Source organism: Allobosea sp. GW821-FHT12C12 (assembly GCF_058807355.1).
In genome coordinates, this window is the sequence record NZ_JBXAQP010000002.1 from 62,339 (window position 1) to 87,376 (window position 25,038).

The 25,038-nt window shown below is 68.0% G+C and carries 23 protein-coding genes; 18 read left to right on the plus strand and 5 right to left on the minus strand.

The window, feature by feature from the left end; genetic code table 11:
- The first annotated feature begins 632 nt into the window (after positions 1 to 632).
- The 5 genes from urtA (at position 633) to urtE (ending at position 6,361) form a co-directional block, all read left to right on the plus strand.
- Positions 633 to 1,916: an urea ABC transporter substrate-binding protein gene (gene urtA, locus AC1RRW_RS03235; RefSeq protein ID WP_492899094.1), complete on the plus strand. Its 1,284-nt coding sequence runs from the start codon at positions 633 to 635 to the stop codon at positions 1,914 to 1,916.
- A gap of 221 nt (positions 1,917 to 2,137) precedes the next feature.
- Positions 2,138 to 3,739, plus strand: a complete 1,602-nt coding sequence (gene urtB / locus AC1RRW_RS03240) for an urea ABC transporter permease subunit UrtB (protein WP_492899095.1) — start codon at positions 2,138 to 2,140, stop codon at positions 3,737 to 3,739.
- 23 nt (positions 3,740 to 3,762) lie between these two features.
- Positions 3,763 to 4,881, plus strand: a complete 1,119-nt coding sequence (gene urtC, locus AC1RRW_RS03245; protein ID WP_492899393.1) for an urea ABC transporter permease subunit UrtC — start codon at positions 3,763 to 3,765, stop codon at positions 4,879 to 4,881.
- Positions 4,882 to 4,886: 5 nt separating this feature from the next.
- Complete coding sequence (urtD, locus tag AC1RRW_RS03250; RefSeq protein WP_492899096.1) at positions 4,887 to 5,663, plus strand: urea ABC transporter ATP-binding protein UrtD; 777 nt, start codon at positions 4,887 to 4,889, stop codon at positions 5,661 to 5,663.
- 2 nt (positions 5,664 to 5,665) lie between these two features.
- Positions 5,666 to 6,361, plus strand: coding sequence for an urea ABC transporter ATP-binding subunit UrtE (gene urtE / locus AC1RRW_RS03255; RefSeq protein ID WP_492899097.1), 696 nt, complete (start codon positions 5,666 to 5,668; stop codon positions 6,359 to 6,361).
- Positions 6,362 to 6,404: 43 nt separating this feature from the next.
- Here urtE and AC1RRW_RS03260 read toward each other — a convergent pair whose 3' ends face one another.
- Genes AC1RRW_RS03260 through argH form a run of 4 tightly spaced genes read right to left on the minus strand, consistent with a single transcriptional unit; the run spans position 6,405 to position 10,340 of the window.
- Positions 6,405 to 7,244, minus strand: a complete 840-nt coding sequence (locus AC1RRW_RS03260; protein WP_492899098.1) for an ABC transporter substrate-binding protein — start codon at positions 7,242 to 7,244, stop codon at positions 6,405 to 6,407.
- Between the two features lie 36 nt (positions 7,245 to 7,280).
- A complete protein-coding gene (locus AC1RRW_RS03265; RefSeq protein WP_492899099.1) occupies positions 7,281 to 8,057 on the minus strand; it encodes an amino acid ABC transporter ATP-binding protein in 777 nt (258 codons plus the stop codon).
- The gene (locus AC1RRW_RS03270; RefSeq protein WP_492899100.1) at positions 8,050 to 8,919 is read right to left on the minus strand and encodes an amino acid ABC transporter permease; all 870 of its coding nucleotides are present in this window, start codon (positions 8,917 to 8,919) and stop codon (positions 8,050 to 8,052) included. Before AC1RRW_RS03270 ends, AC1RRW_RS03265 begins: the two co-directional genes overlap by 8 nt.
- On the minus strand, positions 8,916 to 10,340 hold the full coding sequence (gene argH, locus AC1RRW_RS03275; RefSeq protein ID WP_492899101.1) for an argininosuccinate lyase: 1,425 nt from the start codon (positions 10,338 to 10,340) through the stop codon (positions 8,916 to 8,918). Before argH ends, AC1RRW_RS03270 begins: the two co-directional genes overlap by 4 nt.
- A gap of 138 nt (positions 10,341 to 10,478) precedes the next feature.
- Between argH and AC1RRW_RS03280 the strand changes: the two genes are divergently transcribed.
- From AC1RRW_RS03280 to AC1RRW_RS03290, 3 genes are read left to right on the plus strand one after another with little or no spacing between them, the layout of a single operon-like run.
- The gene (locus tag AC1RRW_RS03280; RefSeq protein WP_492899102.1) at positions 10,479 to 11,387 is read left to right on the plus strand and encodes a LysR substrate-binding domain-containing protein; all 909 of its coding nucleotides are present in this window, start codon (positions 10,479 to 10,481) and stop codon (positions 11,385 to 11,387) included.
- 47 nt (positions 11,388 to 11,434) lie between these two features.
- A complete protein-coding gene (gnd, locus tag AC1RRW_RS03285) occupies positions 11,435 to 12,421 on the plus strand; it encodes a phosphogluconate dehydrogenase (NAD(+)-dependent, decarboxylating) (RefSeq protein WP_492899103.1) in 987 nt (328 codons plus the stop codon).
- Positions 12,422 to 12,473: 52 nt separating this feature from the next.
- Entirely contained in the window at positions 12,474 to 12,956 is a 483-nt protein-coding gene (locus tag AC1RRW_RS03290; protein ID WP_492899104.1) for a gluconokinase, read from the plus strand.
- Positions 12,957 to 12,965: 9 nt separating this feature from the next.
- On the opposite strand, the gene AC1RRW_RS03295 is transcribed toward AC1RRW_RS03290, so the two are convergent.
- Complete coding sequence (locus tag AC1RRW_RS03295) at positions 12,966 to 13,310, minus strand: BrnA antitoxin family protein (protein WP_492899105.1); 345 nt, start codon at positions 13,308 to 13,310, stop codon at positions 12,966 to 12,968.
- On the opposite strand from AC1RRW_RS03295, the gene AC1RRW_RS03300 reads away from it, so the two are divergent.
- From AC1RRW_RS03300 to lpxD, 10 genes are all read left to right on the plus strand, one after another.
- Positions 13,304 to 14,323 carry a 30S ribosomal protein S2 gene (locus AC1RRW_RS03300; RefSeq protein WP_492899106.1) on the plus strand — a complete coding sequence of 340 codons (1,020 nt, stop codon included), beginning with the start codon at positions 13,304 to 13,306 and terminating at the stop codon, positions 14,321 to 14,323. The two genes, AC1RRW_RS03295 and AC1RRW_RS03300, sit on opposite strands and share 7 nt — an antisense overlap.
- A 192-nt stretch (positions 14,324 to 14,515) precedes the next feature.
- Complete coding sequence (gene tsf, locus AC1RRW_RS03305) at positions 14,516 to 15,439, plus strand: translation elongation factor Ts (RefSeq protein ID WP_492899107.1); 924 nt, start codon at positions 14,516 to 14,518, stop codon at positions 15,437 to 15,439.
- Between the two features lie 119 nt (positions 15,440 to 15,558).
- A complete protein-coding gene (gene pyrH, locus AC1RRW_RS03310; RefSeq protein WP_492899108.1) occupies positions 15,559 to 16,266 on the plus strand; it encodes a UMP kinase in 708 nt (235 codons plus the stop codon).
- A gap of 92 nt (positions 16,267 to 16,358) precedes the next feature.
- The gene (frr, locus tag AC1RRW_RS03315; protein ID WP_492899109.1) at positions 16,359 to 16,922 is read left to right on the plus strand and encodes a ribosome recycling factor; all 564 of its coding nucleotides are present in this window, start codon (positions 16,359 to 16,361) and stop codon (positions 16,920 to 16,922) included.
- Positions 16,923 to 17,062: 140 nt separating this feature from the next.
- The gene (locus AC1RRW_RS03320; protein ID WP_492899110.1) at positions 17,063 to 17,854 is read left to right on the plus strand and encodes an isoprenyl transferase; all 792 of its coding nucleotides are present in this window, start codon (positions 17,063 to 17,065) and stop codon (positions 17,852 to 17,854) included.
- Positions 17,851 to 18,711, plus strand: coding sequence for a phosphatidate cytidylyltransferase (locus AC1RRW_RS03325; protein ID WP_492899111.1), 861 nt, complete (start codon positions 17,851 to 17,853; stop codon positions 18,709 to 18,711). Before AC1RRW_RS03320 ends, AC1RRW_RS03325 begins: the two co-directional genes overlap by 4 nt.
- Positions 18,712 to 18,718: 7 nt before the next feature.
- Positions 18,719 to 19,876 (plus strand): 1-deoxy-D-xylulose-5-phosphate reductoisomerase, encoded by a 1,158-nt coding sequence (gene dxr, locus AC1RRW_RS03330; protein WP_492899112.1) that lies wholly within the window; start codon positions 18,719 to 18,721, stop codon positions 19,874 to 19,876.
- 146 nt (positions 19,877 to 20,022) lie between these two features.
- The gene (gene rseP / locus AC1RRW_RS03335) at positions 20,023 to 21,171 is read left to right on the plus strand and encodes an RIP metalloprotease RseP (RefSeq protein ID WP_492899113.1); all 1,149 of its coding nucleotides are present in this window, start codon (positions 20,023 to 20,025) and stop codon (positions 21,169 to 21,171) included.
- Between the two features lie 225 nt (positions 21,172 to 21,396).
- Complete coding sequence (gene bamA, locus AC1RRW_RS03340; protein ID WP_492899114.1) at positions 21,397 to 23,901, plus strand: outer membrane protein assembly factor BamA; 2,505 nt, start codon at positions 21,397 to 21,399, stop codon at positions 23,899 to 23,901.
- Between the two features lie 41 nt (positions 23,902 to 23,942).
- Entirely contained in the window at positions 23,943 to 25,007 is a 1,065-nt protein-coding gene (gene lpxD / locus AC1RRW_RS03345) for a UDP-3-O-(3-hydroxymyristoyl)glucosamine N-acyltransferase (RefSeq protein ID WP_492899115.1), read from the plus strand.
- The last annotated feature ends 31 nt before the right edge of the window (positions 25,008 to 25,038 follow it).

The window sequence follows — 25,038 nt, forward strand, 5'->3', positions numbered from 1 at the left end:
CTCGTCGGCTCGGGACAGGGTGCTTGCGACACGGCGTCTACTTGCCATGCACATGACGCGGACGCCAGCAGCAGGCCGGGCAGGCTGCCCTGCAACGAAAGAAGGGCTGTCCTGGCGGACAGCCCTTCCATTGTCGAACCGCGGCCCGGCGAACCGGGCCCAAAGGCGCGAAAACTCACGCGGAACAAGACCCCCACCGGGAATGAGTCCAGGTCCGCCCGCTTTGCTCCAGCGGCTGATGACAATGAGACACTGGATCACCTCCTTTCAGTTGTTGCCGACCAGGGCAGGCTGCGCGATTCTGCCGGCCGCGTAAACGTCAAAAAACGCGCTCTCCGAACCATCGAAACTGGCCACAGGCCGTCAAAACGCAAGCCGTTGCCGATGGTGCCGGAATCATGGGCAACCAGGTCGCCTCATATTTAGGCAGAGGGCGTCATGTCGAACGATCCTTGCGTCAAGAGAGCCATGAACCGCAGGAAATGCGGCGATCGGCGGCGGGCCGGCAGAGATTTGCAGCCCCGCGTGGCGCTGTCGCGCCGTTGGCATGTCGCTTGCGAGCCCTCTTCCGAGGCCGGTGAGGCCTGACGGCGTCCGCATCGGGGCCGTTCCACAGGGATCGTTCGGGGGACATGTCCGTGAACACAACACGTCGCGTCATTCTGGGGGCCGCACTCGGCGCCACATTCATCGGCGGCCGTCTGCCGGCCGCCGCGCAGGAGATCGTCAAGGTCGGCATCCTGCATTCGCTCTCGGGCACGATGGCGATTTCGGAGACGACGTTGAAGGACGTCATGCTCATGCTCATCGAGGAGCAGAACAAGAAGGGCGGCGTGCTCGGCAAGAAGCTCGAGGCGGTCGTGGTCGATCCGGCCTCGAACTGGCCGCTCTTCGCCGAGAAGGCGCGCGAACTGATCGCCAAGGAGAAGGTTTCGGCCGTGTTCGGCTGCTGGACCTCGGTGTCGCGCAAATCGGTGCTGCCGGTCTTCAAGGAGCTGAACTCGATCCTGTTCTACCCGGTCCAGTACGAGGGCGAGGAGAGCGAGCGCAACGTGTTCTATACCGGCGCCGCTCCGAACCAGCAGGCGATTCCCGCGGTCGACTATCTCGAGAAGGAGGAGAAGGTGCAGCGCTGGGTGCTGGCCGGCACCGACTACGTCTATCCGCGCACGACCAACAAGATCCTGGAGGCCTATCTTCTCGCCAAGGGCGTCAAGAAGGAGGACATCCTGATCAACTACACGCCGTTCGGCCATTCCGACTGGCAGACGATCGTCTCCGACATCAAGAAGTTCGGCACCGCCGGCAAGAAGACGGCCGTGGTGTCGACCATCAACGGCGACGCCAACGTGCCGTTCTACAAGGAGCTCGGCAACCAGGGCATCAAGGCGACCGACATTCCGGTCGTGGCCTTCTCGGTCGGCGAGGAAGAGCTCGCCGGCATCGACACCAAGCCTCTCGTCGGCCACCTCGCCGCCTGGAACTACTTCCAGTCGGTCAAGACGCCCGAGAACGAGGCTTTCATCAAGCAGTGGCAGGCGTTCAAGAAGAACCCCAAGGCCGTGACCAACGACCCGATGGAGGCCCATGTCATCGGCTTCGCCATGTGGGTGAAGGCGGTCGAAAAGGCCGGGAGCTTCGATCCCGACAAGGTCATCGACGCTCTGCCCGGCATCGAGGCGCCGAATCTGACCGGCGGCGTCTCGAAGATGCTTCCGAACCACCACATCACCAAGCCGGTGCTGATCGGCGAGATCAGGGCCGACGGCCAGTTCGACGTGGTCTCCAAGACCGGCCTCGTCGCCGGCGACGCCTGGTCGAAGGAACTCGAAGGCTCCAAGGACCTGATCGGCGACTGGGTCGAGAAGAAGTGCGGCAACTTCAACGTCAAGACCGGCAAGTGCGGCGGCGCTTGAGCGCCATCCGCTTTGGCGAATGAGGCGCGAGGAACCCCTCTCCCGCAAGGAGAGGGGCGGGGGTGAGGGGGAGGCCGTTCAGCGATTGGCCGCAACCTCGCCGCCGCGATCCCCGCTCGACTGCTCGAACGTCCGTCACCTCACCCACCCCTCTCCTTGCGGGAGAGGGGTTCTTCCAGCGCCTTGCCTTGTTTCGCTCGCCTCGGATGAAAAACGAACCAATGCCGTTGCTTGACCGCCTTCTGCGTGTCGTTCTGCTTGCCGCAGCCGTGGCGTTCGCCCCGATGGCCGCCTCCGCCCAATCCACCGACGAGGCCTTCGCCCGCCTCAACGCCGACAGCTTTTCCGAGACCGCCCGCGCCGTCGACATCCTGATCGCGACCGCCCATCCCCAGGCCGCGCCGATCATCGAGGCGCTGGCCGAGAGCCGGCTGCTGGCCGGCGGCGGCGCGGTGGTGGTGAGGACGAAGGAGGGCGGCTTCATCGACGCCCGCGACGGACAGGCGCTCGCCGCCCAGCCCGCCGGCCTGAACCCCGTCCGTCTCAACAACACTCTGCGCCGCGTCGTCCAGGCGGCGCTGGGCGGGCTCGGCCTGCTCAATCCCGATGCGGCCAAACGCACGCTCGCGGCCGAGGCCGTGTTCAAGTCGCGCGATGTCAGCCTGCTGCCGGTGCTGACGGCCGCGATCGGCAAGGAGACCGACGCGAAGGCGCGCATGGTCCTGCGCCAGGCCCAGGCCGCGATCCTGATCGCCAAGACCGATGCGCCGCCCTTCGACAGGCTCGCCGCCGTCGACGTATTGCGCGAGCGCGGCGACCAGGATGCGCTCGCGGCCCTGCGCTCGCTGCAGGGCGACGCCTCGCAATCGCTGAAGGAGGCGCAGGCGCGCGCCATGACCGAGATCGAGGGCAAGCTCGCGCTCTGGCGCGCCGCGCAGAACCTCTGGTACGGCCTCTCGCTCGGCTCCGTGCTGCTGCTCGCGGCGATCGGGCTCGCCATCACCTTCGGCGTGATGGGCGTGATCAACATGGCCCATGGCGAGATGGTCATGCTCGGGGCCTACACCACCTTCATCGTGCAGGAGGTGATCCGGACGAGCTTCCCGGGCCTCTTCCCCTATTCGCTGGCGATCGCGCTGCCGCTCGCCTTCCTCGTCGCGGGGCTTGTCGGCATCGCGATCGAGCGCGGCGTCATCCGGTTCCTCTATGGCCGCCCGCTGGAGACGCTGCTCGCGACCTGGGGCATCAGCCTGATCCTGCAGCAGGCCGTGCGCACCGCCTTCGGGCCGACCAACCGCGAGGTCGGCGCGCCGGCCTTCATGTCGGGCGCCTTCGAGCTCGGCGGACTGGCGATCACCTGGAACCGGCTCTGGATCATCGTCTTCGCCATGCTGGTCTTCGCTTCGCTGCTGGCGATCCTGCGGCTGACGCCGATCGGCCTGCAGATGCGCGCCGTCACCCAGAACCGCCGCATGGCCTCGGCGATGGGCATCCGCACCGGCCGTGTCGACGCGCTGACCTTCGGCCTCGGCTCGGGCGTCGCGGGGCTGGCCGGCGTCGCGCTCTCGCAGATCGACAATGTCAGCCCCAATCTCGGCCAGAGCTACATCATCGACTCGTTCATGGTCGTGGTCTTCGGCGGCGTCGGCAATCTCTGGGGCACGCTGGTCGGCGCGATGACGCTCGGCGTCGCCAACAAGCTGCTCGAACCCTATGCCGGCGCGGTGCTCGGCAAGATCGCGCTGCTCGTCCTCATCATCCTGTTCATCCAGAAGCGCCCGCGCGGCCTGTTCGCGCTCAAGGGCAGGGCGGTCGAGGCATGATCACCCGCTTCCTGCTTCAGAACATGGACATGCGGGGATATGTCTTCCTCGGCCTGATCGCGGCCATCGCCGTGCTCGTGCCGTTGTCGAACCTGCTGGTGCCGGTCGGCTCGGTCTTCCATGTCCCGACCTCGACCATGTCGCTCTGGGGCAAATATCTCTGCTACGCGCTGCTCGCCATCTCGCTCGATCTGGTCTGGGGCTATTGCGGCATCCTCTCGCTCGGACATGGCGCCTTCTTCGCGCTCGGCGGCTATGCGATGGGCATGTATCTGATGCGCCAGATCGGCTCGCGCGGCGTCTACGGCAATCCGGTCCTGCCCGACTTCATGGTGTTCCTGAACTGGCAGCAATTGCCCTGGTACTGGTCCGGCTTCTCCTCCTTTCCCTTCGCCATGCTGATGGTGCTGCTCGCGCCGGGCCTGCTCGCCTTCGTCTTCGGCTGGTTCGCCTTCCGCTCGCGCGTCACCGGCGTCTATCTCTCGATCATCACCCAGGCGCTGACCTATGCGCTGCTGCTCGCCTTCTTCCGCAACGACATGGGCTTCGGGGGCAACAACGGCCTGACCGACTTCAAGGATATCCTTGGCTTCAACGTCCAGGCGCAGACGACGCGCGCCGCGCTCTTTTCCATGACCTGCGTCATGCTGATCGCCGGCTTCCTGATCGCGCGCGGCATCGTCGTCTCCAAGCTCGGCAAGGTCGTGATCGCGATCCGCGACGCGGAATCGCGCACGCGCTTCCTCGGCTACCGGGTCGACCGCTTCAAGCTCTTCGTCTTCACCGTCTCGGCCTGCATGGCGGGCGTCGCGGGCGCGCTCTACGTGCCGCAGGTCGGCATCATCAATCCCAGCGAGTTCAACCCGGCCAACTCGATCGAGACCGTGATCTGGGTCGCGATCGGCGGGCGTGGCACGCTGGTCGGGGCGGCGCTCGGCGCTGTCGTGGTCAACTGGGCCAAGACTGTCTTCACCTCGGGCTTCATGGCGCCCTACTGGCTGTTCGCGCTGGGCGCGCTCTTCGTCTTCGTCACGCTGTTCATGCCCAGGGGCATTCTGGGCACGGCGCAGGGGGTGTGGAGCAGGCGAGGGCGCAAGCCCGCCACCGCCGCTCCCGCCACCGAACCGGCCGCGGCGGAGTGACGCGCATGAACGCGACCATAACCTCTCTCGGCTCCGGCGCGCTGACCTCCTCGCTGCTCTATCTCGACGGCGTCAGCGTCTCCTTCGACGGCTTCAAGGCCATACGCGGCCTCTCCCTGACGATCGCGCCCGGCGAGATGCGCGCCATCATCGGCCCCAACGGGGCCGGCAAGACCACGATGATGGACATCATCACCGGCAAGACCAGGCCGGACGTCGGCACGGTGATGTTCGGCGGCTCGATCGACCTGACGAAGCTCGACGAGGCCGCGATCGCCAATCTCGGCATCGGCCGCAAGTTCCAGAAACCCACCGTGTTCGATTTCCACACGATCGAGGACAACATCCTGCTGGCGCTGAAGGCGCCGCGCGACGTGCGCCGGACGCTGTTCTGGAGCACCGCCGCGACGCAGCGGAAGCGCATCGACGACATCCTCGGCATCATCAGGCTCGCCGATGCGCGCGACCGGCTCGCGGGCTCGCTCTCGCACGGCCAGAAGCAGTGGCTCGAGATCGGCATGCTGCTGGCGCAGGACCCCAGGCTCCTGCTGGTCGACGAACCCGCCGCCGGCATGACCGACGGCGAAACGGCCGAGACCGCCGTGCTGCTCAAGGAGATCGCGAAGGACCATTCGGTCATCGTGGTCGAGCACGACATGGGCTTCATCCGCGAGCTCGGCGTGAAGGTCACGGTGCTGCACGAGGGTGCGGTGCTGGCCGAGGGACCCCTCGACCAGGTGAGCGCCAACGAGCGCGTCGTCGAAGTCTATCTGGGGCGCTGAGCATGCTCTCCGTCGACGCCATCGATCTCCACTACGGCGCGGCGCAGGCGCTGCGGCGCGTCTCCATCGCGGCCGAGATCGGCAAGGTCACCTGCGTGATGGGCCGCAACGGCGTCGGCAAGACCTCGCTGATGCGCGCCATCGTCGGCCACCAGCCGATCTCGGGCGGGCGCATCAGCCTGAACGGCGAGGACATCTCGGCGCTGCGCAGCGAGGATCGCGCGCGGTCCGGCATCGCCTATGTGCCGCAGGGACGGGAGGTCTTCCCGCTGCTGACGGTGAAGGAGAATCTGGAGACCGGCTACGCGCCGCTGGCGCGCAGGGAGCGTTTCGTTCCCGCCGAGCTCTTCGACCTCTTCCCCGTGCTCAAGTCCATGCTGGGCCGGCGCGGCGGAGACCTCTCGGGTGGCCAGCAGCAGCAGCTCGCGATCGCGCGGGCGCTGGTGACCCGACCCAGACTGCTGGTGCTCGACGAGCCGACCGAGGGAATCCAGCCCTCGATCATCAAGGATATCGGCCGCGCGATCGATTTCCTGCGCTCGCGCGGCGACATGGCGATCGTGCTGGTCGAGCAGTATTTCGACTTCGCCCGCGACCTCGCCGACACGATGTTCGTGATGGACCGCGGCGAGGTCGTGCTCTCGGGAGCGATGAAGGACCTCGACGCCAACCAGATCCAGCGTCTGATCCAGGTGTGACGCGCGGCGCTCGCAATGCGGTGAGCTGAAAGCCGCGCGTCCTTCACTTGCCCTCGTTGACCGTGATCGTCGGCAGCGCGCTCGCCTGCAGGCCGTATTTCACGAAGATCGCCTCGTAGGTCCCTTTGGCCCTGAGCCGGTCGAGCGCGCCCTTGACGGCGTCGCGCAACTGGTTGCCCTCGGGCGTCTTGACGAAGGGGATGCCGGCGCGGACGTCGGTGAAGGGCGTGCCGAGCGGCACATAGGTGTTGGGTTCGAGCTTGAGGAAATAGGGCATCGTCTCGCTGCCCTGCACGGCGGCCTGCAGGCGCTGCGTCTTGAGCTGAGTGCGGGCGTCGACCGAGCCTTCCGTGCCGACGACGGTGATCGCCGGCTTGCCCCTGGCGACGCAGTTCTCCTGGCTCCATTTGGCCATCTCGGCCGGCCAGGTCGTCGAGCGGCTGGCGCCGACGCTCTTGCCGCAGAGATCGTCGGCCGTCTTGATGCCGCCCGCCGCAAGCGCGGTGATCGTGTAGAACTGTGCGCCTGACGAGAAGTAGTCGACGAAGTCGACCGTCTCGCGCCGCGCCGCGTTGTCCGACATGCCGGCCATGACCATGTCGACGCGCCCCGTCTGCAGCGAGGGCAGCATCTGCGCGAAGGCGGTCTCCTGCCATTCGATCTTGACGCCGAGCTCGGCCGCGATCGCCTCGCCGATCTCGATGTCGAGCCCGCCCAGCGTGTTGGTCGCCGGATCCTTGAAGATGATCGGCGGATAGTTCGGCTGCGTCGCGACGACGATCTTGCCGGCCGATTTGATCCGGGCGGGCAACTCCTGCGCGCTGGCCGCGGCGGGCAGGGCGATGGCGAGGGCGGCGATCAGGCCGCCGGATAGCGTGGACATGGGCAACTCCTCTGTGCGGATCGGAACGGCGGGGTTTCAGGTCAGGACGGCGGCGACGAAGTCGCGGGTGCGCTGGTGTTCGGGCGCGCCCAGCACCTGCGCCGGCGGGCCCTGCTCGACGAGGCGGCCCTGATCCATGAAGACGACGCGGTCGGCGACCTCGCGGGCGAAGCCGAGCTCGTGGGTCACCACGACCATGGTCATGCCGCTCCTGGCGAGATCGCGCATCACGGCGAGAACCTCGCCGACGAGTTCGGGATCGAGCGCCGAGGTCGGCTCGTCGAACAGCATCAGCCGCGGCTTCATCGCCAAGGCGCGGGCGATGGCGACGCGCTGCTGCTGGCCGCCGGAGAGCTCGGACGGATAGGCGTCGCGCTTCTCTGCCAGGCCGACGCGGGCGAGCAGCGCCTCGGCCTCCGCGATGGCGGCGGCCCTGGGTTGCTTCAGCACCGTCACCGGCCCCTCGATCACGTTCTGCAGCGCCGTCATATGGGCGAACAGGTTGAAGCGCTGGAAGACCATGCCGCTCGCCAGCCGCTGCCGGGCGATGTCGCGGTCGACAAGTTCGACCAGCCTGCCGCCGGCCTGCCGGAAGCCCGCCAGTTCGCCGTCGACCCAGATCGCGCCCTCGTCGATGCGCTCAAGCTGGTTGATGCAGCGCAGCAGCGTCGACTTGCCCGAGCCGGACGGGCCGACGATGCAGACGACCTCGCCGGAGGCGATCTCCAGCGACACCGCGTCGAGCGCGGCAAGCCGGCCGAAGCGCTTGGTCACGGACAGCGCCTTGACCATGGGGATCGCGGTCTCAAGCATCGCGCGCTCCCGCTCCGGCGCGGCCCTTGGCGAAGCGCCGCTCCAGCACGATCTGTCCGAGCGAAAGGATCGAGACCACGATCAGGTACCAGCCGGCGGCGACGATCAGCAGTTCGATGACGCGGGCATTGGCGTAGTAGATCGTCTGCGCGTTGCGCAGGATCTCGGAGAACTGGATCACGCTTGCGATCGAGGTCAGCTTGACCATGCTGACGACCTCGTTGCCGACCGGCGGGATGATCACCCGCATCGCCTGCGGCAGCACGATCCGGCGCAGCGTCGTCAGCCGCGTCATGCCGATCGTCTTGGCGGCTTCGGTCTGGCCGTGATCGACGGAGAGGATGCCCGAGCGCACGACCTCCGCGGTATAGGCGCCCTGGTTGATGCCGAGGCCCAACAGCGTCGCCATGAACGGGCCGATGACGTCGATGGTGCGGACGGAGAAGAGGCCGGGAATGCCGATGGTCGGGAAGACCAGCGCCAGGTTGAACCAGATCAGCAATTGCAGGATCAGCGGCGTGCCGCGGAAGAACCAGATGTAGAAGGCGGCGCAGCCGCGCATCACGGCGTTCGGCGACATCGCCATGATCGCGAAGACCACGCCGAGCGTGATGCCGAGCGCCATGGCGCAGATCGTCATGATCACCGTGTTGACGAGCCCGCCGAGGATCGCGGGCGCGGTGAAGAACTGGCCGACGACCTTCCAGGCGATATCGCCCTCGGCGAACGCCTTGATCACCAGGGCCAGCGCCAGCAGCACGAGCGCGGCCGAAAGCCAGCGGCCGAGATGCGGCCGCCCGGCGCGGGGCAGGTTCAGGATGGCGGGGTCGAAGCCCGGGGCCTGCGTCGCTCTGTCGGTCATGGCTTCGGCCCTTGATAGTCCAGCGCCCAGGCGCGGTGCCGGGCGAGTTCCTGCGTCAGGCGCTCGATCTGTTCTCCCACCCGAGCAGGCGAGGCGCCGCCGCGCGCCATGCGGGCGTCGAGCGCGGCCTCCAGCGTCAGGTGCTCGCGGATGTCGGGCGTCAGGCGCGGATCGACGCCGGCGAGCCCCGCGTCGTCGATCTCGTGCAGCTCGCAGTCGCGCTCCTCGCAGAGCCGGACCAGCGTGCCGGTGATGTCATGCGCCTCGCTGAAGGGCACTCCCTTGCGCGCCAGGAAATCCGCGACTTCGGTGGCGAGCGTGAAGCCCTGCGAAGCGGCCTCGCGCATCCTGCCGGTGTTCACGGTCATCGTCGCGACCATGCCGGCCATCGCCGGCAGCACCAGCGCCAGCGCGTCGACGGCGTCGAAAGCGGCCTTCTTGTCCTCGGCGAGGTCGCGGTTGTAGGACAGCGGCAGGCTCTTCAGCGCCGCCAGCATGGTCGTGACCCCGCCGATCAGCCGGGCCGAGCGCCCGCGCGTCAGCTCCGCGATGTCGGGGTTCTTCTTCTGCGGCATGATCGACGAGCCGGTCGCGAAGGAATCGTGCGGAGAAATCCAGCGATAGGGCTGCGTGCACCAGATCACGATCTCCTCCGCCAGCCGCGACAGGTTCACCGCCAGCATCGCCGCGGCGAACAGGAACTCCGCGACATGGTCGCGCGCGCCGACCGCGTCGACCGAATTCTCGAACGAGCCGTCATAGCCGAGCTCCTCGGCCGAAATCTCGGGATTGAGCGCGATCGCCGAGCCCGCCAGCGCGGCGGCGCCGAGCGGCGAGACCGCGTTGCGCCGGTCCCAGTCGATCAGCCGGCCGGCATCGCGCGCGAAAGCCTGGGCGTGGGCCATGAGGTGATGGCCGAAGGTGATCGGCTGGGCAGCCTGGAGATGGGTGACGCCCGGAACCGGCGTCGCCTTGTGAGCCTGCGATTGCGCCACCAGCGCGTCCTGCAGCGCCAGCAGGTCGGTCATCAGCGTCCGGGCGCGGTGACGCAGGAACAGTTTGAGGTCGTTCGCCGCCTGGTCGTTGCGCGAGCGCCCGGCGCGGATTTTTCCGCCGAGGGGCCCGAGCTTCTGCGTCAGCACGCGCTCCAGAAAGGTGTGGACGTCCTCGTCCTCGGCCCAGGGCTCGATTAGGCCCTTCGCGTGCTGGATCTCGACCTCGCCGATCGCCTTCAGGACGATGGCGATCTCGGCGTCGTCGAGCAGGCCGGCGCGGCCGAGTTCGCGGACATGGGCGCGCGAGCCGGCGAGATCGTAAGGAGCGAGCCGGAAATAGCTCGGCTCGGAGCGCGAGAGCCGGGTCAGCGCGGGATCGGGCTCGGCGCTGAAACGGCCGCCCCAGAGACGCAAGGGCTGGTTCACGGGTCGAACTCCGCTGTGAATGTCGCAAGGGCACCCTAGGACCGCGACGAAGGCATGCGCAAAGGAGATGATTTCCGGCCGGCATTCCATTCCGGAATAGCACTTTGCGTCAGGGGCAGTCCGCCCGTAGGATCGGGCATGACCGGCAATTCGCAGCCCTTGCCATCGACCACCGGCCTGCGCGTCGTCGAGGCGGTGGCGCGCCATGCCTCCTGCTCGGGCGCGGCAGCCGAGCTCAACATGACGCAGAGCGCCGTCAGCAAGCAACTCAAGGCCGTCGAGCAGATCGTCGGCGCGGCGCTGTTTTTGCGCAAGCGGCGCGGGCTGGAGCCGACCGAGGCCGGCCGCGCCTTCATCGAGCCGGCGCGCGCGGTCCTGGCTGGGCTCGTCTCGGCCGTCGCCGGCCTCGCGCCGTTCCGCCCGGCGCAGCATCGCGTCCGGCTGCATGTCCTGCCGATCCTGGGCGACCGCTGGCTCGTGCCGCGCTTCTCGCGCTTCGCCGAGCTGCATCCCGGGATCGACGTGCAGTTCACCACCCTCGTCACGCAGGAGACCGCGGAAGCGCCCGACGCCATCTTCCGTTTCGGCGAGGGCGACTGGCCGGGGCAGGTCTGCGACTATCTGTTCGGCCGCGACGTCGCGCTGGTCGGCGCGCCCGACGCCATCGCGCGGTTCGGCGGCATGGCAGGCGCCGCCGACGTGGCGCGCTTCCCCGTGCTCGACCATTTCCAGACGCCTTTGCGCTGGAGCGAGTTCGGCGAGGCGAACGGCGTCGAAGGGTTGAGCCCGCAGCGCGTGATCCGCTTCGGCTTCTACGCGCTGGTGATTCGCGCGGCGATCGCGGGGCAGGGGCTCGCTCTGGCGCCGCGCGCGCTGGTCGGCGAGGAGCTGGCGTCGGGCCAGCTCGTCAATCCCGCCGGCCTCGGTTTCCGCAGCCGCCACGGCTACTGGCTGACTCAAGGCTCCGGACGCCAGCCGACTCCCGCCTTCACGCTGCTGCGCGACTGGCTTGTCGCCGAGGCGGCCGGGATGCGAGAAGCGCTCTGACGGGTCGCGGCCAGCGAGCCGGCGATCGCGGATGAAGGGTCGGGACGATGCAGCTTGGAATGGTCGGCCTCGGCCGGATGGGAGCCAACATCGTGCGCCGGCTGATGCGCGCCGGGCATGACTGCGTGGTCTACGACCGCGATCCCAGGCCCGGCGCGGCGCTCGCGGCAGACGGCGCCGTCGTCGCCGGCGACCTGAAGGACATGGTCGCGAAGCTCGCCGCGCCGCGCGCGATCTGGGTGATGCTGCCGGCCGGCGAGATCACCGAAAGGACGCTGGCCGAACTCGCCGCCATGCTTGAGTCTGGCGACACGCTGATCGACGGCGGCAACGCCTTCTGGAAGGACGATGTCCGGCGCGGGCAGGAACTCGCGGCCAAGGGCTTGCACTACATGGATGTCGGCACCTCCGGCGGCGTGCACGGGCTCGACCGCGGCTATTGCCTGATGATCGGCGGCGACAGGGAGGCCTTCGGGCGGCTGGAGCCGATCTTCAAGACGCTGGCGCCGGGCAAGGGCGGGATCGAGCCGACGAGGCGCCGCGAGGGCCGCAACCCGACGAGCGAGCAGGGCTATCTGCATTGCGGCCCGGTCGGGGCCGGCCATTTCGTCAAGATGATCCATAACGGCATCGAATACGGCATGATGCAGGCCTTCGCGGAAGGCTTCGACCTGCTGCGAAACGCCTCCGCCAAGGAGGGCCTGCCGCCGGAATACGGCTTCGATTTCGATGTCGCCGAGATTTCGGAGGTCTGGCGGCGCGGCTCGGTCGTCACCTCCTGGCTGCTCGACCTCACCGCCGAGGCGCTGGCGGCCGACGAGGAACTCTCCTCCTATTCCGGCAACGTCTCGGATTCGGGCGAGGGCCGCTGGACCGTGCAGGCCGCGATCGAGACCGCGACGCCGGCGGAGGTGCTGACCTCCTCGCTCTACACCCGATTCCGTTCGCGCAAGGACCACACCTTCGCCGAGAAGGTGCTGTCGGCGATGCGGGCCGGGTTCGGCGGCCATGTCGAGCCCAAAAAGCAGGGTTGAGCGAGTGGCACAGCCTTCAGAACAACGGCAAAAGCCGGCGGTCATCGTCGTCATGGGCGTGGCCAGCTCCGGCAAGACCTCGCTCGGCGAAAGGCTGGCCAAGCGTCTCGGCTGGCCGTTTCGCGACGCCGATTCCTTCCATCCGCCCGGGAACGTCGCCAAGATGTCGGGCGGCACGCCGCTGAACGACGACGACCGCAAGCCCTGGCTCGCGGCGATCGCGGCCTGGATCGACGAACTGCGGTCCACCGGCAGGAACGGAATCGTCACCTGCTCGGCGCTGAAGAGACGCTATCGGGACGTGATCATCGGCGACCGGCCCGACGTGGCGCTGGTCTATCTCAAGGGCTCGCGCGATCTGATCGGGAAGCGCATGGCCGCCCGCCAGCACCATTTCATGCCGCCGGCCCTGCTCGACAGCCAGTTCGCGGCGCTGGAGGAGCCGGGCGAGGACGAGCGCCCGCTGGTCATCCCGGTCGACCTGCCGAAGGCAGAGATCGAGCGGCGGGTGCTGGGCGGGCTCGGGCTGGAATAACCAGATTTCTTAAGCGTCTTGTCTTTCGGCATCGGCGACATGCCGCCGCAAGACCCGATTGATCTCGGTCTGGTAGCCGCCTTCCGCAGCCTGCTCCTTGAACCATGCCACCACGTCCGAATCGAGCCGGATCGTCACGGCCTGCTTCAACGGCCGGTAGAATTCGCCCCGTCGCGCCAGCCGCCAATTGTCCGTAGGCGATCTTGCATTCCCGCGCCATCCCCTGTAAGGCGCAGCCCATCCCACATGGGGAGCATCGCCTCGTCTCCGAGGCGTTCCGGTGACCTTGCAGCCTATGCTCGGTTCATTCGCACCCCAGAGGCTCAACCGGAAGGACGAAGAACACCATGGCACTGCCCGATTTCTCCATGCGCCAATTGCTCGAGGCCGGCGCGCATTTCGGCCACCAGGCGCATCGTTGGAACCCGAAGATGTCGCCCTACATCTTCGGCACCCGCAACAACATCCACATCCTCGATCTCTCGCAGTCGGTGCCGATGCTGTCGCGCGCCCTGCAGGCGGTTTCCGACACCGTCGCCCGCGGCGGCCGCGTCCTCTTCGTCGGCACCAAGCGCCAGGCGCAGGACTCGATCGCCGACGCCGCCAAGCGTTCGGCCCAGTACTACGTCAACTCGCGCTGGCTCGGCGGCATGCTGACCAACTGGAAGACCATCTCGGCCTCGATCCAGCGCCTGCGCAAGGTCGACGAGCTGCTCTCCGGCGGCGGCGCGGGCCTGACCAAGAAGGAGCGCCTGATGCTGGCGCGCGAGCGCGACAAGCTCGAGAAGGCGCTCGGCGGCATCAAGGACATGGGCGGCACGCCGGACATGATCTTCGTGATCGACACCAACAAGGAAGCGCTCGCGATCAAGGAGGCCCAGCGCCTCGGCATTCCCGTCGCGGCGATCATCGATTCGAACTCCGATCCCGACGGCATCACCTTCCCGGTCCCGGCCAATGACGACGCCGGCCGCGCCATCGCGCTCTATTGCGACCTGATCGCACGCTCGGCCATCGACGGCATCGGCCGCGCCTCGGGCGACCGTGGCGAGGACATCGGCGCGGCTGTCGCGCCGGTCGTCGAGGAGGCATTGGCCGAGCAGGGTCTGGCCGAGCCCGCCAACGACGCCGGTCCGGTGTTCGAGCTGCTGACCGCCCCGCGCGGCGCGCCCGACGACCTGATGAAGCTCTCGGGCATGGGGCCCGAGCTGGTTCAGAAGCTCAACGATGGCGGCTTGTTCCACTTCTGGCAGATCGCCGCGATGACGCCGGCCGACGTTGCCAAGGTCGATCATGACCTGAAGCTCGCTGGCCGCATCGAGCGTGACGGCTGGGTCGCCCAGGCGCGCGAACTCGCCGACGCCTGAGCCGATTTCCGCGACGCGCGGGCGGCGCGTCGCGAAAGCGCATTCTTCAGTGATGCGAGACCAGCGCCGGCGGCCGGAAACGGAGCGTCGGCGTTGGTTCTTGCGGCAGGATTTCACGACGACAAGGTTTTCCAACGAAGTGCGGGGGCCGCGCCTGAACGGCGGCGGCTTGCAAGGACAAGGACAGGCAAGATGGCTGCGATCACCGCCGCGATGGTGAAGGAACTCCGCGACAAGACCGGCGCGGGCATGATGGACTGCAAGACCGCGCTCTCGGCCGTCGACGGCGACATCGAGGCCGCGATCGACTGGCTGCGCACCAAGGGCCTCGCCAAGGCCGCCAAGAAGGCCGGCCGCGTCGCCGCCGAAGGCCTCGTCGCGGTCGCGCTCAAGGGCCATAGCGGCGTGGTGATCGAGCTCAACTCCGAGACCGACTTCGTCGCCCGCAATCTCGAGTTCCAGGCGCTGGCGCATGGCATCGCCAATGTCGCGCTGGAGCGCGGCGGCGATGTCGAGGCGGTGCTCGCCCATCACTATCCCGGCGGCGGCACGGTCGCCGATGCGATCGCCAACGCCATCGCCACCATCGGCGAGAACATGACGTTGCGCCGCGTCGCCTCGCTGAAGGTCTCGGCCGGCGTGATCGGCTCCTATGTCCATGGCGCGGTCGCGGACGGTCTCGGCAAGATCGGCGTCATCGTCGCGCTGGAATCGGCCGGCAAGGTCGAGGAACTCGGCCAGCTCGGCCGCCAGCTCGCCATGCATGTCGCCGCGACCAACCCGGTCGCGCTCGATCTCGCCTCGGTCGATCCCGAGGTGCTGGCCCGCGAGAAGGCGATCCTGGCCGAGAAGAACGCCGGCAAGCCCGAGCATGTCCTCGCCAAGATCACCGAGAGCGGCCTGAAGAGCTACGCCAAGGAATACTGCCTGCTCGAGCAGGCCTACATCCATGACGGCTCCAAGTCGGTCGCCCAGGTGCTCAAGGAAGCCGAGGGCAGGCTCGGCGCTCCGGTCGCCCTGACCGGATTCGCCCGTTTCGCGCTCGGCGAGGGCATCGAGAAGGAAGAGCAGGATTTCGCGGCCGAGGTCGCGGCGGCGGGCGGCGCGACCGGCTGATTTCCCGGTCGACAGGCATCATCGAAAGGCCGCGCCCCGCGCGGCCTTTTTTGTGTAAGAAGGCTCGCGCAGCGTCGAATCGGCGCTGCGTGGCGGTGGCGTAAAGCAGGAGACGACCCATGAGACCCAAACGCGTCCTCGTGAAGCTCTCCGGCGAAGCCCTTGCGGGCGCGGCGGGATCCGGGCTGGACGGCGGCACGCTGACGGCTCTCGCCGACGACATCTCCCATGCCGCCCGCGAGGGCGTCGAGATCGCGATCGTGGTCGGCGGCGGCAACTTCTTCCGCGGCGTGCAGGGCCTGAACAAGGGCCTCGACCGCACCAGCGCCGATTCGATCGGCATGCTCGGCACGGTGATGAACGCGCTCGCGCTCGAGCATGCGATCGAGAGCGCCGGCGCCCCGGCGCGCGCCATGTCGGCGGTGCCGATGCCGTCGCTCTGCGAGAGCTACGCCCGCAAGCGCGCCCTCGACCATCTCAGCCACGGCAAGGTGGTGGTGCTCGGCGGCGGCACCGGCAACCCCTATTTCACCACCGATACCGGAGCCGCGCTGCGCGCCGCCGAACTCGGCTGCGGCCACCTCCTCAAGGCGACGCAGGTCGACGGCGTCTACACCGCCGATCCGAAGAAGGACCCGTCCGCGACCCGCTACGACACGCTGACCCACGCGGACGCGATCAAGAAGGATCTCAAGGTGATGGACACCGCCGCCTTCGCGCTCGCCCGCGACGCCGGCCTGACCATCGTGGTGTTCTCGATCGCCGAGAAGGGCGCGCTCGCCGCCGTGCTGCGCGGCGAGGGCCGGGCGACCTATGTGACGCCGTAGCCGAACGGCTGTAAGATGAAATCCTTGACCGTGCCTTGCCCCGCCGCCATGGTCGCGGCCGGTTTCGTATAAACTCCAAGGTCTTGAAGACGATGGCCCAGACGACATTCGATCTCGCCGACGTAAAGCGCCGCATGGACGGCGCCGTCACCTCCTTCAAGGGCGATCTCGCCTCGCTGCGCAGCGGGCGGGCCTCCGCCAACATGCTCGATCCGATCCAGGTCGAGGCCTATGGCGCGCGCACGCCGCTCAGCCAGCTCGCCACCGTCAGCGTGCCGGAAGCGCGCCTGCTCAGCGTCCAGGTCTGGGACCGGAGCATGGTCTCCGCCGTCGAGAAGGCGATCCGCGAATCCGATCTCGGCCTCAATCCGCAGACCGAAGGCGCCGTCCTGCGCATCCGCATCCCGGAGCTGAACGAGCAGCGCCGCAAGGAGATGGTCAAGGTCGCGCATAAATACGCCGAGGAATCGAAGATCGCGGTGCGTCATGTCCGGCGCGACGCCATGGACACCATCAAGAAGGTGGAGAAGGACGGCGCCTTCACCAAGGACGACGTCACCCACCAGTCCGACCTCGTGCAGAAGGCGACCGACCAGCACATCGCCGAGATCGACCAGGCGCTCGCGGCGAAGGAAAAGGAAATCCTGAGCGTCTGATCGCTCAGTCATGTTCCGCAAAAGTGGACACCACTCTTGCGATCGGAACATGCTCAAGATCGATCTGACGCGAAAGCGCGCCAGAGCCGCCCGCAAACGCGGCGGCGATCATCCGGGGCAGGCCGAACGGGGCTAGGGGAATGTCAGCAGGCCAACGCCAGCCGGAACGGAGCGCAGGTCCGGCGCAGGCCTCGTCCGCGCCTGCCGCGCCGTCCCATGTCGCCATCATCATGGACGGCAACGGCCGCTGGGCGAAGCAGCGCGGCCTGCCGCGCCAGGAGGGTCATCGCCGGGGACTGGAGGCGCTGCGCCGCACGGTCCGCAACGCCGGCGAGCTCGGCATCGAGGTGCTGACGCTCTACAGCTTCTCGACCGAAAACTGGCGGCGTCCCCAGACGGAAGTGTCCTTCCTGCTGGGGCTGCTCAGGCGTTTCGTCGAGAAGGATCTGGCCGAACTGCACGATGCTGGCGTTCGTGTCCGCATCATCGGCGGCCGCGACGATCTCGCGCCGGACCTGCGCATGCTGGTCGAGCGGGCCGAGACGATGACGCGCGGCAATGGCGGCATGACGCTGGTCGTCGCCTTCAACTACGGCTCCCGCGACGAGATCGCCCGCGCCGCGCGCCGCATGGCCGAGGATGCCGTCGCCGGCCGTCTCGGGCCGGACGCCGTGACCGAGAGCCTGCTCGACGATTATCTCGACACCGCCGACCTGCCGGACCCGGATCTGGTGATCCGCACCTCCGGCGAGACGCGCATCTCGAACTTCCTGCTCTGGCAGGCGGCCTATGCCGAGTTCGTCTTCACGCCCGTGCTCTGGCCCGATTTCGACAAGGCGGCGCTGGAGGCGGCGCTGGTCGAGTTCCGGCGTCGCGAGCGCCGCTTCGGCGGGCTCGGCGAGGATGAAGACCGCAATGTGGGCGCTGCGTGAGCGCCCCGCTTCCCGGCCGGAAGACCTCCGGCGCCGTCAATCCCGGCGACGCCAGATCAGGCGCGAGCGAACTCAGGCTCAGGGTCGTCTCGGCGCTCGTCCTGGCGGCCGGCGTGCTCGTGACGACCTGGTGGGGCGGCTGGCCGTTCCGGCTGGTCTGGGCGCTCGTCGCCGGCCTCATCGCCTATGAATGGCTCGCCATCGTCAGCCGGCGCAACGCCGTTCCCGGCGGCATCGGCGTGGCTCTGGCCGGGGTCGCGCTCGGTTTCGCCCCTGTCAGCGCCGCCGCCCTGGCCGGCGTCGCCGCCCTGGCCGCGCTCATCGGCGCCGTGCTGACGCCGCTCGTCTCCGACCGTCGCATCCTCGAAGCCTGCGGCGTCGCCTATGCGCTGGCCTTCGCCCTGATCGTGCCGGCGCTGCGCGCCTTTCCGGATTTCGGTCTGGCGCTGATCGTCTGGAGCTTCGCCGTGGTCTGGCTGACGGATATCGCGGCCTATTTCACCGGCCGCCGCCTCGGCGGCCCGAAGCTGATGCCGAGCGTCAGTCCGAGGAAGACCTGGTCCGGAGCCATTGGCGGCGCGGTCTCCGGAACGCTCGGCGGCTACGCCGTCTGGGCGCTGACGCCGGCGGCGGCCATGCTCGTCGGCCCATGGACGGCCATCGTGGCCTCGCTCTTCGCCTCCGTCGTCAGCCAGGCCGGCGACCTGTTCGAATCGGCGATCAAACGCCGCTTCGGCACGAAGGATTCGAGCCGGCTGATCCCCGGCCATGGCGGCTTCCTCGATCGTCTCGACGGCTATTGGGCGGTGCTCGTCTTCGTCGGCCTTGCGCTGTTCCTGTCCCGCATCGATGGCTGACTTGCGGATGCGCCGCACCGTCACCTTGCTGGGCGCGACGGGCTCGATCGGCCGCTCGACGCGCGATGTCGTGGCGGAAAATCCCGAACGGCTCGCCATCGTCGCGGTGGTCGGCGGACATGATGCCGCGGCGCTCGCCCGCGTCGCGGTCGAGACCGGCGCGCGCTTCGCGGCTCTCGCCGATGAGGCCGCGGGTCCGGCGCTGGCCGGGGCGCTGTCTGGAACCGGCATCGCCAGCGGGGCAGGGCGCCAGGCCATCCTCGACGCGGTCGCGATGGAGAGCGACATCGTCGTCAGCGCGATTTCGGGCGCGGCCGGGCTGGAGGCGACCTTCGCCGCGCTGACGCCGGGTCGGGTCGTGGCGCTCGCCAACAAGGAGAGCCTCGTCTGCGCGGGCGCGGCGGTGATGGCGCGGGCGAAAGCTGTCGGCGCGCGCATCCTGCCGCTCGATTCCGAGCACAACGCCCTGTTCCAGGTGCTCGGCGTCGAGCCGGTCTCGTCGATCGCCAGCATGATCCTGACCGCGTCGGGAGGCCCGTTCCGGACCTGGAGCGCGGATCGTATCGCGGCGGCCACGCCCGAGCAGGCGCTCAACCATCCGAACTATGCGATGGGTCCCAAGATTACGATCGATTCGGCCGGCATGATGAACAAGGGGCTGGAGCTGATCGAGGCCTGCTTCCTGTTTTCGGTCGCGCCGGAGCAGCTCGAGGTCCTGGTCCACCCGCAGCAGATCGTCCATGGGCTGATCGCCTTCCGCGACGGTTCGGTCAGCGCCGGCATGGCGTTGCCGGACATGCGCGTCGCCGCCGCCCATTGCCTCGGCGTCGACGGCCGGCTCGATGCGCCGCCCGCGCGCTTTCTCGATCTGGCGAAGACCGCGCCGCTGAGCTTCGAGAGGCCCGATCTCGTGCGCTTTCCGGCGCTGGGGCTGGCGATCGCCGCGCTGAAGGCGGGCGGGGCGATGCCGGCGATCCTGAACGCCGCCAACGAGCTCGCCGTCGCGGCCTTCCTCGATGGGCGCATTCCGTTCCCGGGAATCGCGCGTCTGGTCGAGCAGGTCTGCGCGCAGACGGCGCCCGACCCGGCCGCGCCCGCCGATGTCGCGGCGGCGCTCGCCATTGACCACGATGCGCGAAAGCGCGCCGGGCTGCTCTTGCGGTGAGCGCCTGGCGCTGTCACCTAGTCATCTGCCGGCACACTGGCGGGCATCGTTTTTTCGCGCGAATCCTGTGCTAATTCGTCTGATCGGAGCGGCTCGCGGATGAGGCGCCCGGGTGACATGCTTTCTTGGCTGTTCTGGAGAACACGATGGATATTGTGGCGACGATCATGGGCGCGGGCGGCTTCCTGCTCACCTATCTCCTGCCCTTCCTGTTCGTCCTGACTGTCGTCGTCTTCGTCCACGAGCTCGGCCATTTCCTGGTCGGCCGCTGGTGCGGCGTCGATGTGAAGGTGTTTTCGATCGGTTTCGGCCGCGAGATCTTCGGCTTCTACGACAGGCGCGGCACGCGCTGGCGCTTCGCGATGATCCCGCTCGGCGGCTATGTGAAGTTCTCGGGGGACGCCGACGTTTCGAGCGCGCCCGATACCGCCGAGGTCGCCCGGATGAGCGAGCAGGAGCGCGCGCGGTCCTTCCCGGCCCAGTCGATCGGCGAGCGCGTCGCCATCGTCGCCGCGGGCCCGATCGCCAATTTTCTGCTGGCGATCGCGATCTTCGCCGGCACCGTGTTCTTCCTCGGCAAGCAGGTGCTGGTTCCGCGCATCGAGCAGATCGTCGCCGGCAGCGCGGCCGAGCGCGGCGGACTGCGCGCCGGCGATCTCGTCCTGTCGATCGACGGCAAGTCGATCGTCAGCTTCAACGATATGCAGCGCGCCGTGTCCGGCCGGCCCGACGAGACGCTCCAGATCACCGTCGAACGGGACGGCGGCAGGCTGACGCTGCCGGTGACGCCCAATCTCGTCGAAACGGCGACGCCGCTGGGCAAGCAGCGCATCGGCGTGATCGGCGTTCAGGCCTCGCGCAAGGCCGAGGACTGGACGACGCAACGCTTCGGCCCGCTGGAGGCGCTCCAGAACGGCCTGTCGGAGACCTGGTACGTCGTCGATCGCACCTACGACTACCTCTCCAAGCTCGTCAACGGGCGGGAATCGACCGACCAGCTCTCGGGGCCGATCCGGATCGCGCAGGTCTCGGGCCTCGTCGCGGCAAGCGGCGGGCTCATGGCGCTGATCAACCTCGCCGCCATTCTCTCCGTCTCGATCGGCCTGATGAATCTGCTGCCCGTCCCGATGCTGGATGGCGGCCACCTGATGTTCTACGCGATCGAGGCGCTGCGCGGCAGGCCGCTGAGCGAACGGACGCAGGAGCTCGGCTTCCGTTTCGGTCTCGGCCTCGTGCTCATGCTGATGCTGTTCGTGACCTGGAACGACCTCGTTCATGTGAAATCGCTGCTCTGAACGCCATTCTGGGGCCGGGCGGCGGCGCGCTTTACGGCGGAATCACGGCAGGGCGCGTGGCCTCATGGCCACGCGGTGTCTAAAAATATTTCGTTAACGACAAACGCGGTTTGCACCCCGCGGGAAACTTTGTAGAAGCGATTGGACTGCAAAGTTCCCGAGCTTCGGCTGATGGCCGGAACCCCCGCTTGGGGTGGCGACCTTAGAGATGGAATAGGCGACCCGATGACGTCGACCCAAAAGAGCCGACCCTTCAAAGCGCGGCTCTCTCGATCAGTCGGACTTTCGGCCTTCATGCTGGCCGTCAGCGGCGGCGTGGTGTTCGCACAGGCCGTGATTGTCCAAGGCAACAGGCGCGTCGACGCGGAGACGATCCGCTCCTACGCCAGTCAGGGCGCCCCGCAGGAGGTTCGCCAGAATCTGCTGGCGACCGGCCTGTTCTCCAGCGTTCAGGTCAGCCGCCGCGGCTCGCAGACCGTCATCTCCGTGCAGGAGAACGACACGATCAACCGCGTCGCCTTCGAGGGCAATCGCCGCCTGAAGAGCGACCAGTTGCTTCAGGTCGTGCAGTCGAAGGCGCGGGGGCCGATGAGCCAGGCGTTGATCGACTCCGACGTCGAGCGCCTCAAGGAAGCCTATCGCCGCTCGGGCTACGGCGCCTCGTCGATCAGCGGCCGCCTCGCGCCGCTGCCGAACGGCCGCTCCGACGTCGTCTTCACGATCGTCGAGACCGGCAAGACCGGCATCAAGAGCATCAATTTCTCGGGCAACAGCGCCTATTCGTCGGGCCGCCTGCGCGGGCTGATGCAGTCGACCGAGTCGAATTTCCTCAGCTTCATCAAGACCTCCGACGTCTATGACGCCGACCGCATCTCGGCCGATCTCGAACTGGTGCGGCGCTTCTATCTGAAGAACGGCTATGCCGATTTCCAGATCGTCTCGAACAGCGCGCGTTTCGACGACGCCGCGCAGGGCTGGATCATCGACATCGCGGTCGATGAGGGTCCGCAGTATCGCGTCGGCAGCGTGAACGTCGATTCCCGCCTGCGCGATCTCGATCCGGGCGCGCTGCAGCGCCTGGTCGCGACCTCGGCGGGCGACACCTACAACGCCGAGGCGGTCGAGAAGTCGCTGGTCAGCCTGACCACCGAGGTTTCGCGCCGCGGCTACGCCTTCGCGCAGGTCCGTCCGCGCGGCGACCGCGACGCGGCCGGCCGCCTGATCGGCATCACCTACGTCGTCGACGAGGGTCCGCGCGTCTATGTCGAGCGCATCAACGTGCGCGGCAACACCCGCACGCGCGACTATGTCGTGCGCCGCGAGCTCGATCTCGGCGAAGGCGACGCCTACAACAAGGTCCTGATCGACCGGGCCGAGCGCCGCCTGAACAATCTCGGCTTCTTCAACAAGATCCGCATCACCAACGAGCCGGGCAGCGCGCCCGATCGCGTGGTCGTCAACATCGATGTCGAGGACAAGGCGACCGGCTCGTTCTCGATCGCCGGCGGCTACTCGACCTCGGACGGCGTCATCGGCGAAATCTCGCTGTCGGAGTCGAACTTCCTCGGCCGCGGCCAGTTCGTCCGCATCGCCGGCACGCTCGGCCAGCGCAGCAAAGGCGTCGATTTCTCGTTCACCGAGCCCTATTTCCTCGGCAGGCGGATCGCGGCCGGCTTCGATCTGTTCTCGAAATACAACGACAACTACAACACCGGCCGCTTCGAGAGCCGCGTCACCGGCGGCCAGATCCGCGCGACCTTCCCGATCACGGAAGAGTTCTCGATCACGCCGCGCTATTCGATCTACACGACCGAGATCGATATCCCGAACACGACGGCCAATCCGTTCAACGACTGCACGCGTCCGATCCTCGGCACGACGCCGGGCACGCCCGGCTCGGGGCTGCCCGAGAACGCCGTCTTCAACTGCCTGACCAATGGCGAGGCGACGATCGCGGTCAAGGAAGCGCAGGGCACGACCCTGACCTCGCTGGTCGGCCTGAACTTCAACTACAATTCGCTCGACAACATCCAGTCGCCGCGCAACGGCTTCGTCGCAGAGCTGAAGCCGGAATTCGCCGGCGTGGGCGGCGATTCTAAGTTCCTGCGCATTTCCGCGGACGCCCGCTACTACCGGGAAATCTTCGACGACGTCGTCGGCTTCATCCGCGGCCAGGCGGGCCATGTGCAGGCCACCAGCGGCAATCTGCGCATGATCGACCACTACTTCCTCGGACCGACCCTGGTGCGCGGTTTCGCGCCGTCCGGCATCGGTCCGCGCGACGTGCTGAACGATCCGACGGCGAACGCGCTCGGCGGCACGACCTATTTCGGCGGCACGGTCGAGATCCAGTTCCCGATCTTCGGGCTGCCGCGCGATCTCGGCCTGCGCGGCGCGATCTTCGCGGATGCCGGCACGCTGTTCAATTACGATGGCGGCTCCAAGACGGTCACCACGCCGACCATGTGCCCGACAGGGTCCGAGGCGAGGCAGTTCAACGTCGCGACGACGTCGATCTACCAGACCAACGTCGCCTGCGTGCGCGACAAGAACGTCATCCGCTCGTCGGTCGGCGCCAGCCTTCTGTGGCAGTCGCCGCTCGGGCCGATCCGCTTCGACTACGCCTTCGCCCTGTCGAAGGATGACGGCCAGATCAACGTGGCGACCGGCCGCAAGACCGGCGGCGACCGTCTGCAGGCCTTCCGCTTCTCGGGCGGCACGCGCTTCTGACGCGGCGGGGCGTGCTCGCGCGCCCCGCTCCGGACTTTTTCATGGCAGAACCACAGTTCTTTCCGGCCGCGACGGCGCTCGACTTCGGCGAGGTCGCGGCCATGACCGGCATTGCGCTGCCTGATGGCGTCGACCCCGCCCGCCGCGTCGCCGGTGTCGCGGCGCTGGAGACGGCGGGGCAGGGCGACCTCGCCTATATGGACAACGCCAAATACACCGACGCGCTCGCCGCGACGAAGGCGGGGCTCTGCCTGGTCTCGCCGCGTTTCGCGCCGCGCGTCCCCGCGGGCACGCTCGCGCTGGTCACGCCGACCCCCTATCACGTCTTCGCCAAGGTGCTGGCGCGGCTGTTCCCGCAGGCGCTCCGTCCCGGATCGGTCTTCGGCTCGCAGGGCGGCGTCGCGCCCGGCGCCTTCGTTCATGCGACGGCTGCTCTGGAAGCCGGCGTGACCGTCGATCCCGGCGCGGTGATCGGTCCCGGCGCCGAGATCGGCGCGGGCACGGTCGTCCAGTCGCATGCGGTGATCGGACCGCAGGTCCGCATCGGCCGCGATTGCGCGATCGGCGCCGGCGCGACCCTGCACTCCACGTTGATCGGCAATCGCGTCATCATCCATCCCGGCGTCCGCATCGGCCAGGACGGCTTCGGCTTCGCGATGAGCCCCAAGGGCCATATGAAGGTGCCGCAGATCGGCCGCGTCATCGTCCAGGACGATGTCGAGATCGGCGCCAACAGCTGCATCGATCGCGGCGCCAGCCGCGACACGGTGATCGGCGAGGGAACCAAGATCGATAACCTCGTCCAGATCGGCCATAACTGCGTCATCGGCCGCCATTGCGTCATCGTCTCGCAGGTCGGCATCGCCGGCTCGACCACGCTGGAGGACTTCGTCGTTCTCGGCGGCCAGGTCGGCCTCGCCGGCCATCTCACCGTGGGCATGGGCGCGCAGGTCGCGGCCCAGAGCGGCGTCGCCGGCGACATTCCGCGCGGCGCGAAATACGGCGGCTATCCGGCGCGGCCCGCCCTGAGCTGGGCGCGCGAGAGCGCCCTGCTCAAGCAGCTCGTCGCCGGGCGCGGCAAGACCAAGGACCGCACGGACGGTTGACGGCCGCGCCGGCGCACGGGTCGCCGCAAAG

Coding starts and splice junctions, on each gene's coding strand:
- urtA (WP_492899094.1), top strand. CDS start 633: ATGTCCGTGAACACAACACGTCGCGTCATTCTGGGGGCCGCACTCGGC.
- urtB (WP_492899095.1), top strand. CDS start 2,138: ATGCCGTTGCTTGACCGCCTTCTGCGTGTCGTTCTGCTTGCCGCAGCC.
- urtC (WP_492899393.1), top strand. CDS start 3,763: ATGGACATGCGGGGATATGTCTTCCTCGGCCTGATCGCGGCCATCGCC.
- urtD (WP_492899096.1), top strand. CDS start 4,887: ATGAACGCGACCATAACCTCTCTCGGCTCCGGCGCGCTGACCTCCTCG.
- urtE (WP_492899097.1), top strand. CDS start 5,666: ATGCTCTCCGTCGACGCCATCGATCTCCACTACGGCGCGGCGCAGGCG.
- AC1RRW_RS03260 (WP_492899098.1), bottom strand. CDS start 7,244: ATGTCCACGCTATCCGGCGGCCTGATCGCCGCCCTCGCCATCGCCCTG.
- AC1RRW_RS03265 (WP_492899099.1), bottom strand. CDS start 8,057: ATGCTTGAGACCGCGATCCCCATGGTCAAGGCGCTGTCCGTGACCAAG.
- AC1RRW_RS03270 (WP_492899100.1), bottom strand. CDS start 8,919: ATGACCGACAGAGCGACGCAGGCCCCGGGCTTCGACCCCGCCATCCTG.
- AC1RRW_RS03280 (WP_492899102.1), top strand. CDS start 10,479: ATGACCGGCAATTCGCAGCCCTTGCCATCGACCACCGGCCTGCGCGTC.
- gnd (WP_492899103.1), top strand. CDS start 11,435: ATGCAGCTTGGAATGGTCGGCCTCGGCCGGATGGGAGCCAACATCGTG.
- AC1RRW_RS03290 (WP_492899104.1), top strand. CDS start 12,474: ATGGGCGTGGCCAGCTCCGGCAAGACCTCGCTCGGCGAAAGGCTGGCC.
- AC1RRW_RS03300 (WP_492899106.1), top strand. CDS start 13,304: ATGGCACTGCCCGATTTCTCCATGCGCCAATTGCTCGAGGCCGGCGCG.
- tsf (WP_492899107.1), top strand. CDS start 14,516: ATGGCTGCGATCACCGCCGCGATGGTGAAGGAACTCCGCGACAAGACC.
- pyrH (WP_492899108.1), top strand. CDS start 15,559: ATGAGACCCAAACGCGTCCTCGTGAAGCTCTCCGGCGAAGCCCTTGCG.
- frr (WP_492899109.1), top strand. CDS start 16,359: ATGGCCCAGACGACATTCGATCTCGCCGACGTAAAGCGCCGCATGGAC.
- AC1RRW_RS03320 (WP_492899110.1), top strand. CDS start 17,063: ATGTCAGCAGGCCAACGCCAGCCGGAACGGAGCGCAGGTCCGGCGCAG.
- dxr (WP_492899112.1), top strand. CDS start 18,719: ATGCGCCGCACCGTCACCTTGCTGGGCGCGACGGGCTCGATCGGCCGC.
- rseP (WP_492899113.1), top strand. CDS start 20,023: ATGGATATTGTGGCGACGATCATGGGCGCGGGCGGCTTCCTGCTCACC.
- bamA (WP_492899114.1), top strand. CDS start 21,397: ATGACGTCGACCCAAAAGAGCCGACCCTTCAAAGCGCGGCTCTCTCGA.
- lpxD (WP_492899115.1), top strand. CDS start 23,943: ATGGCAGAACCACAGTTCTTTCCGGCCGCGACGGCGCTCGACTTCGGC.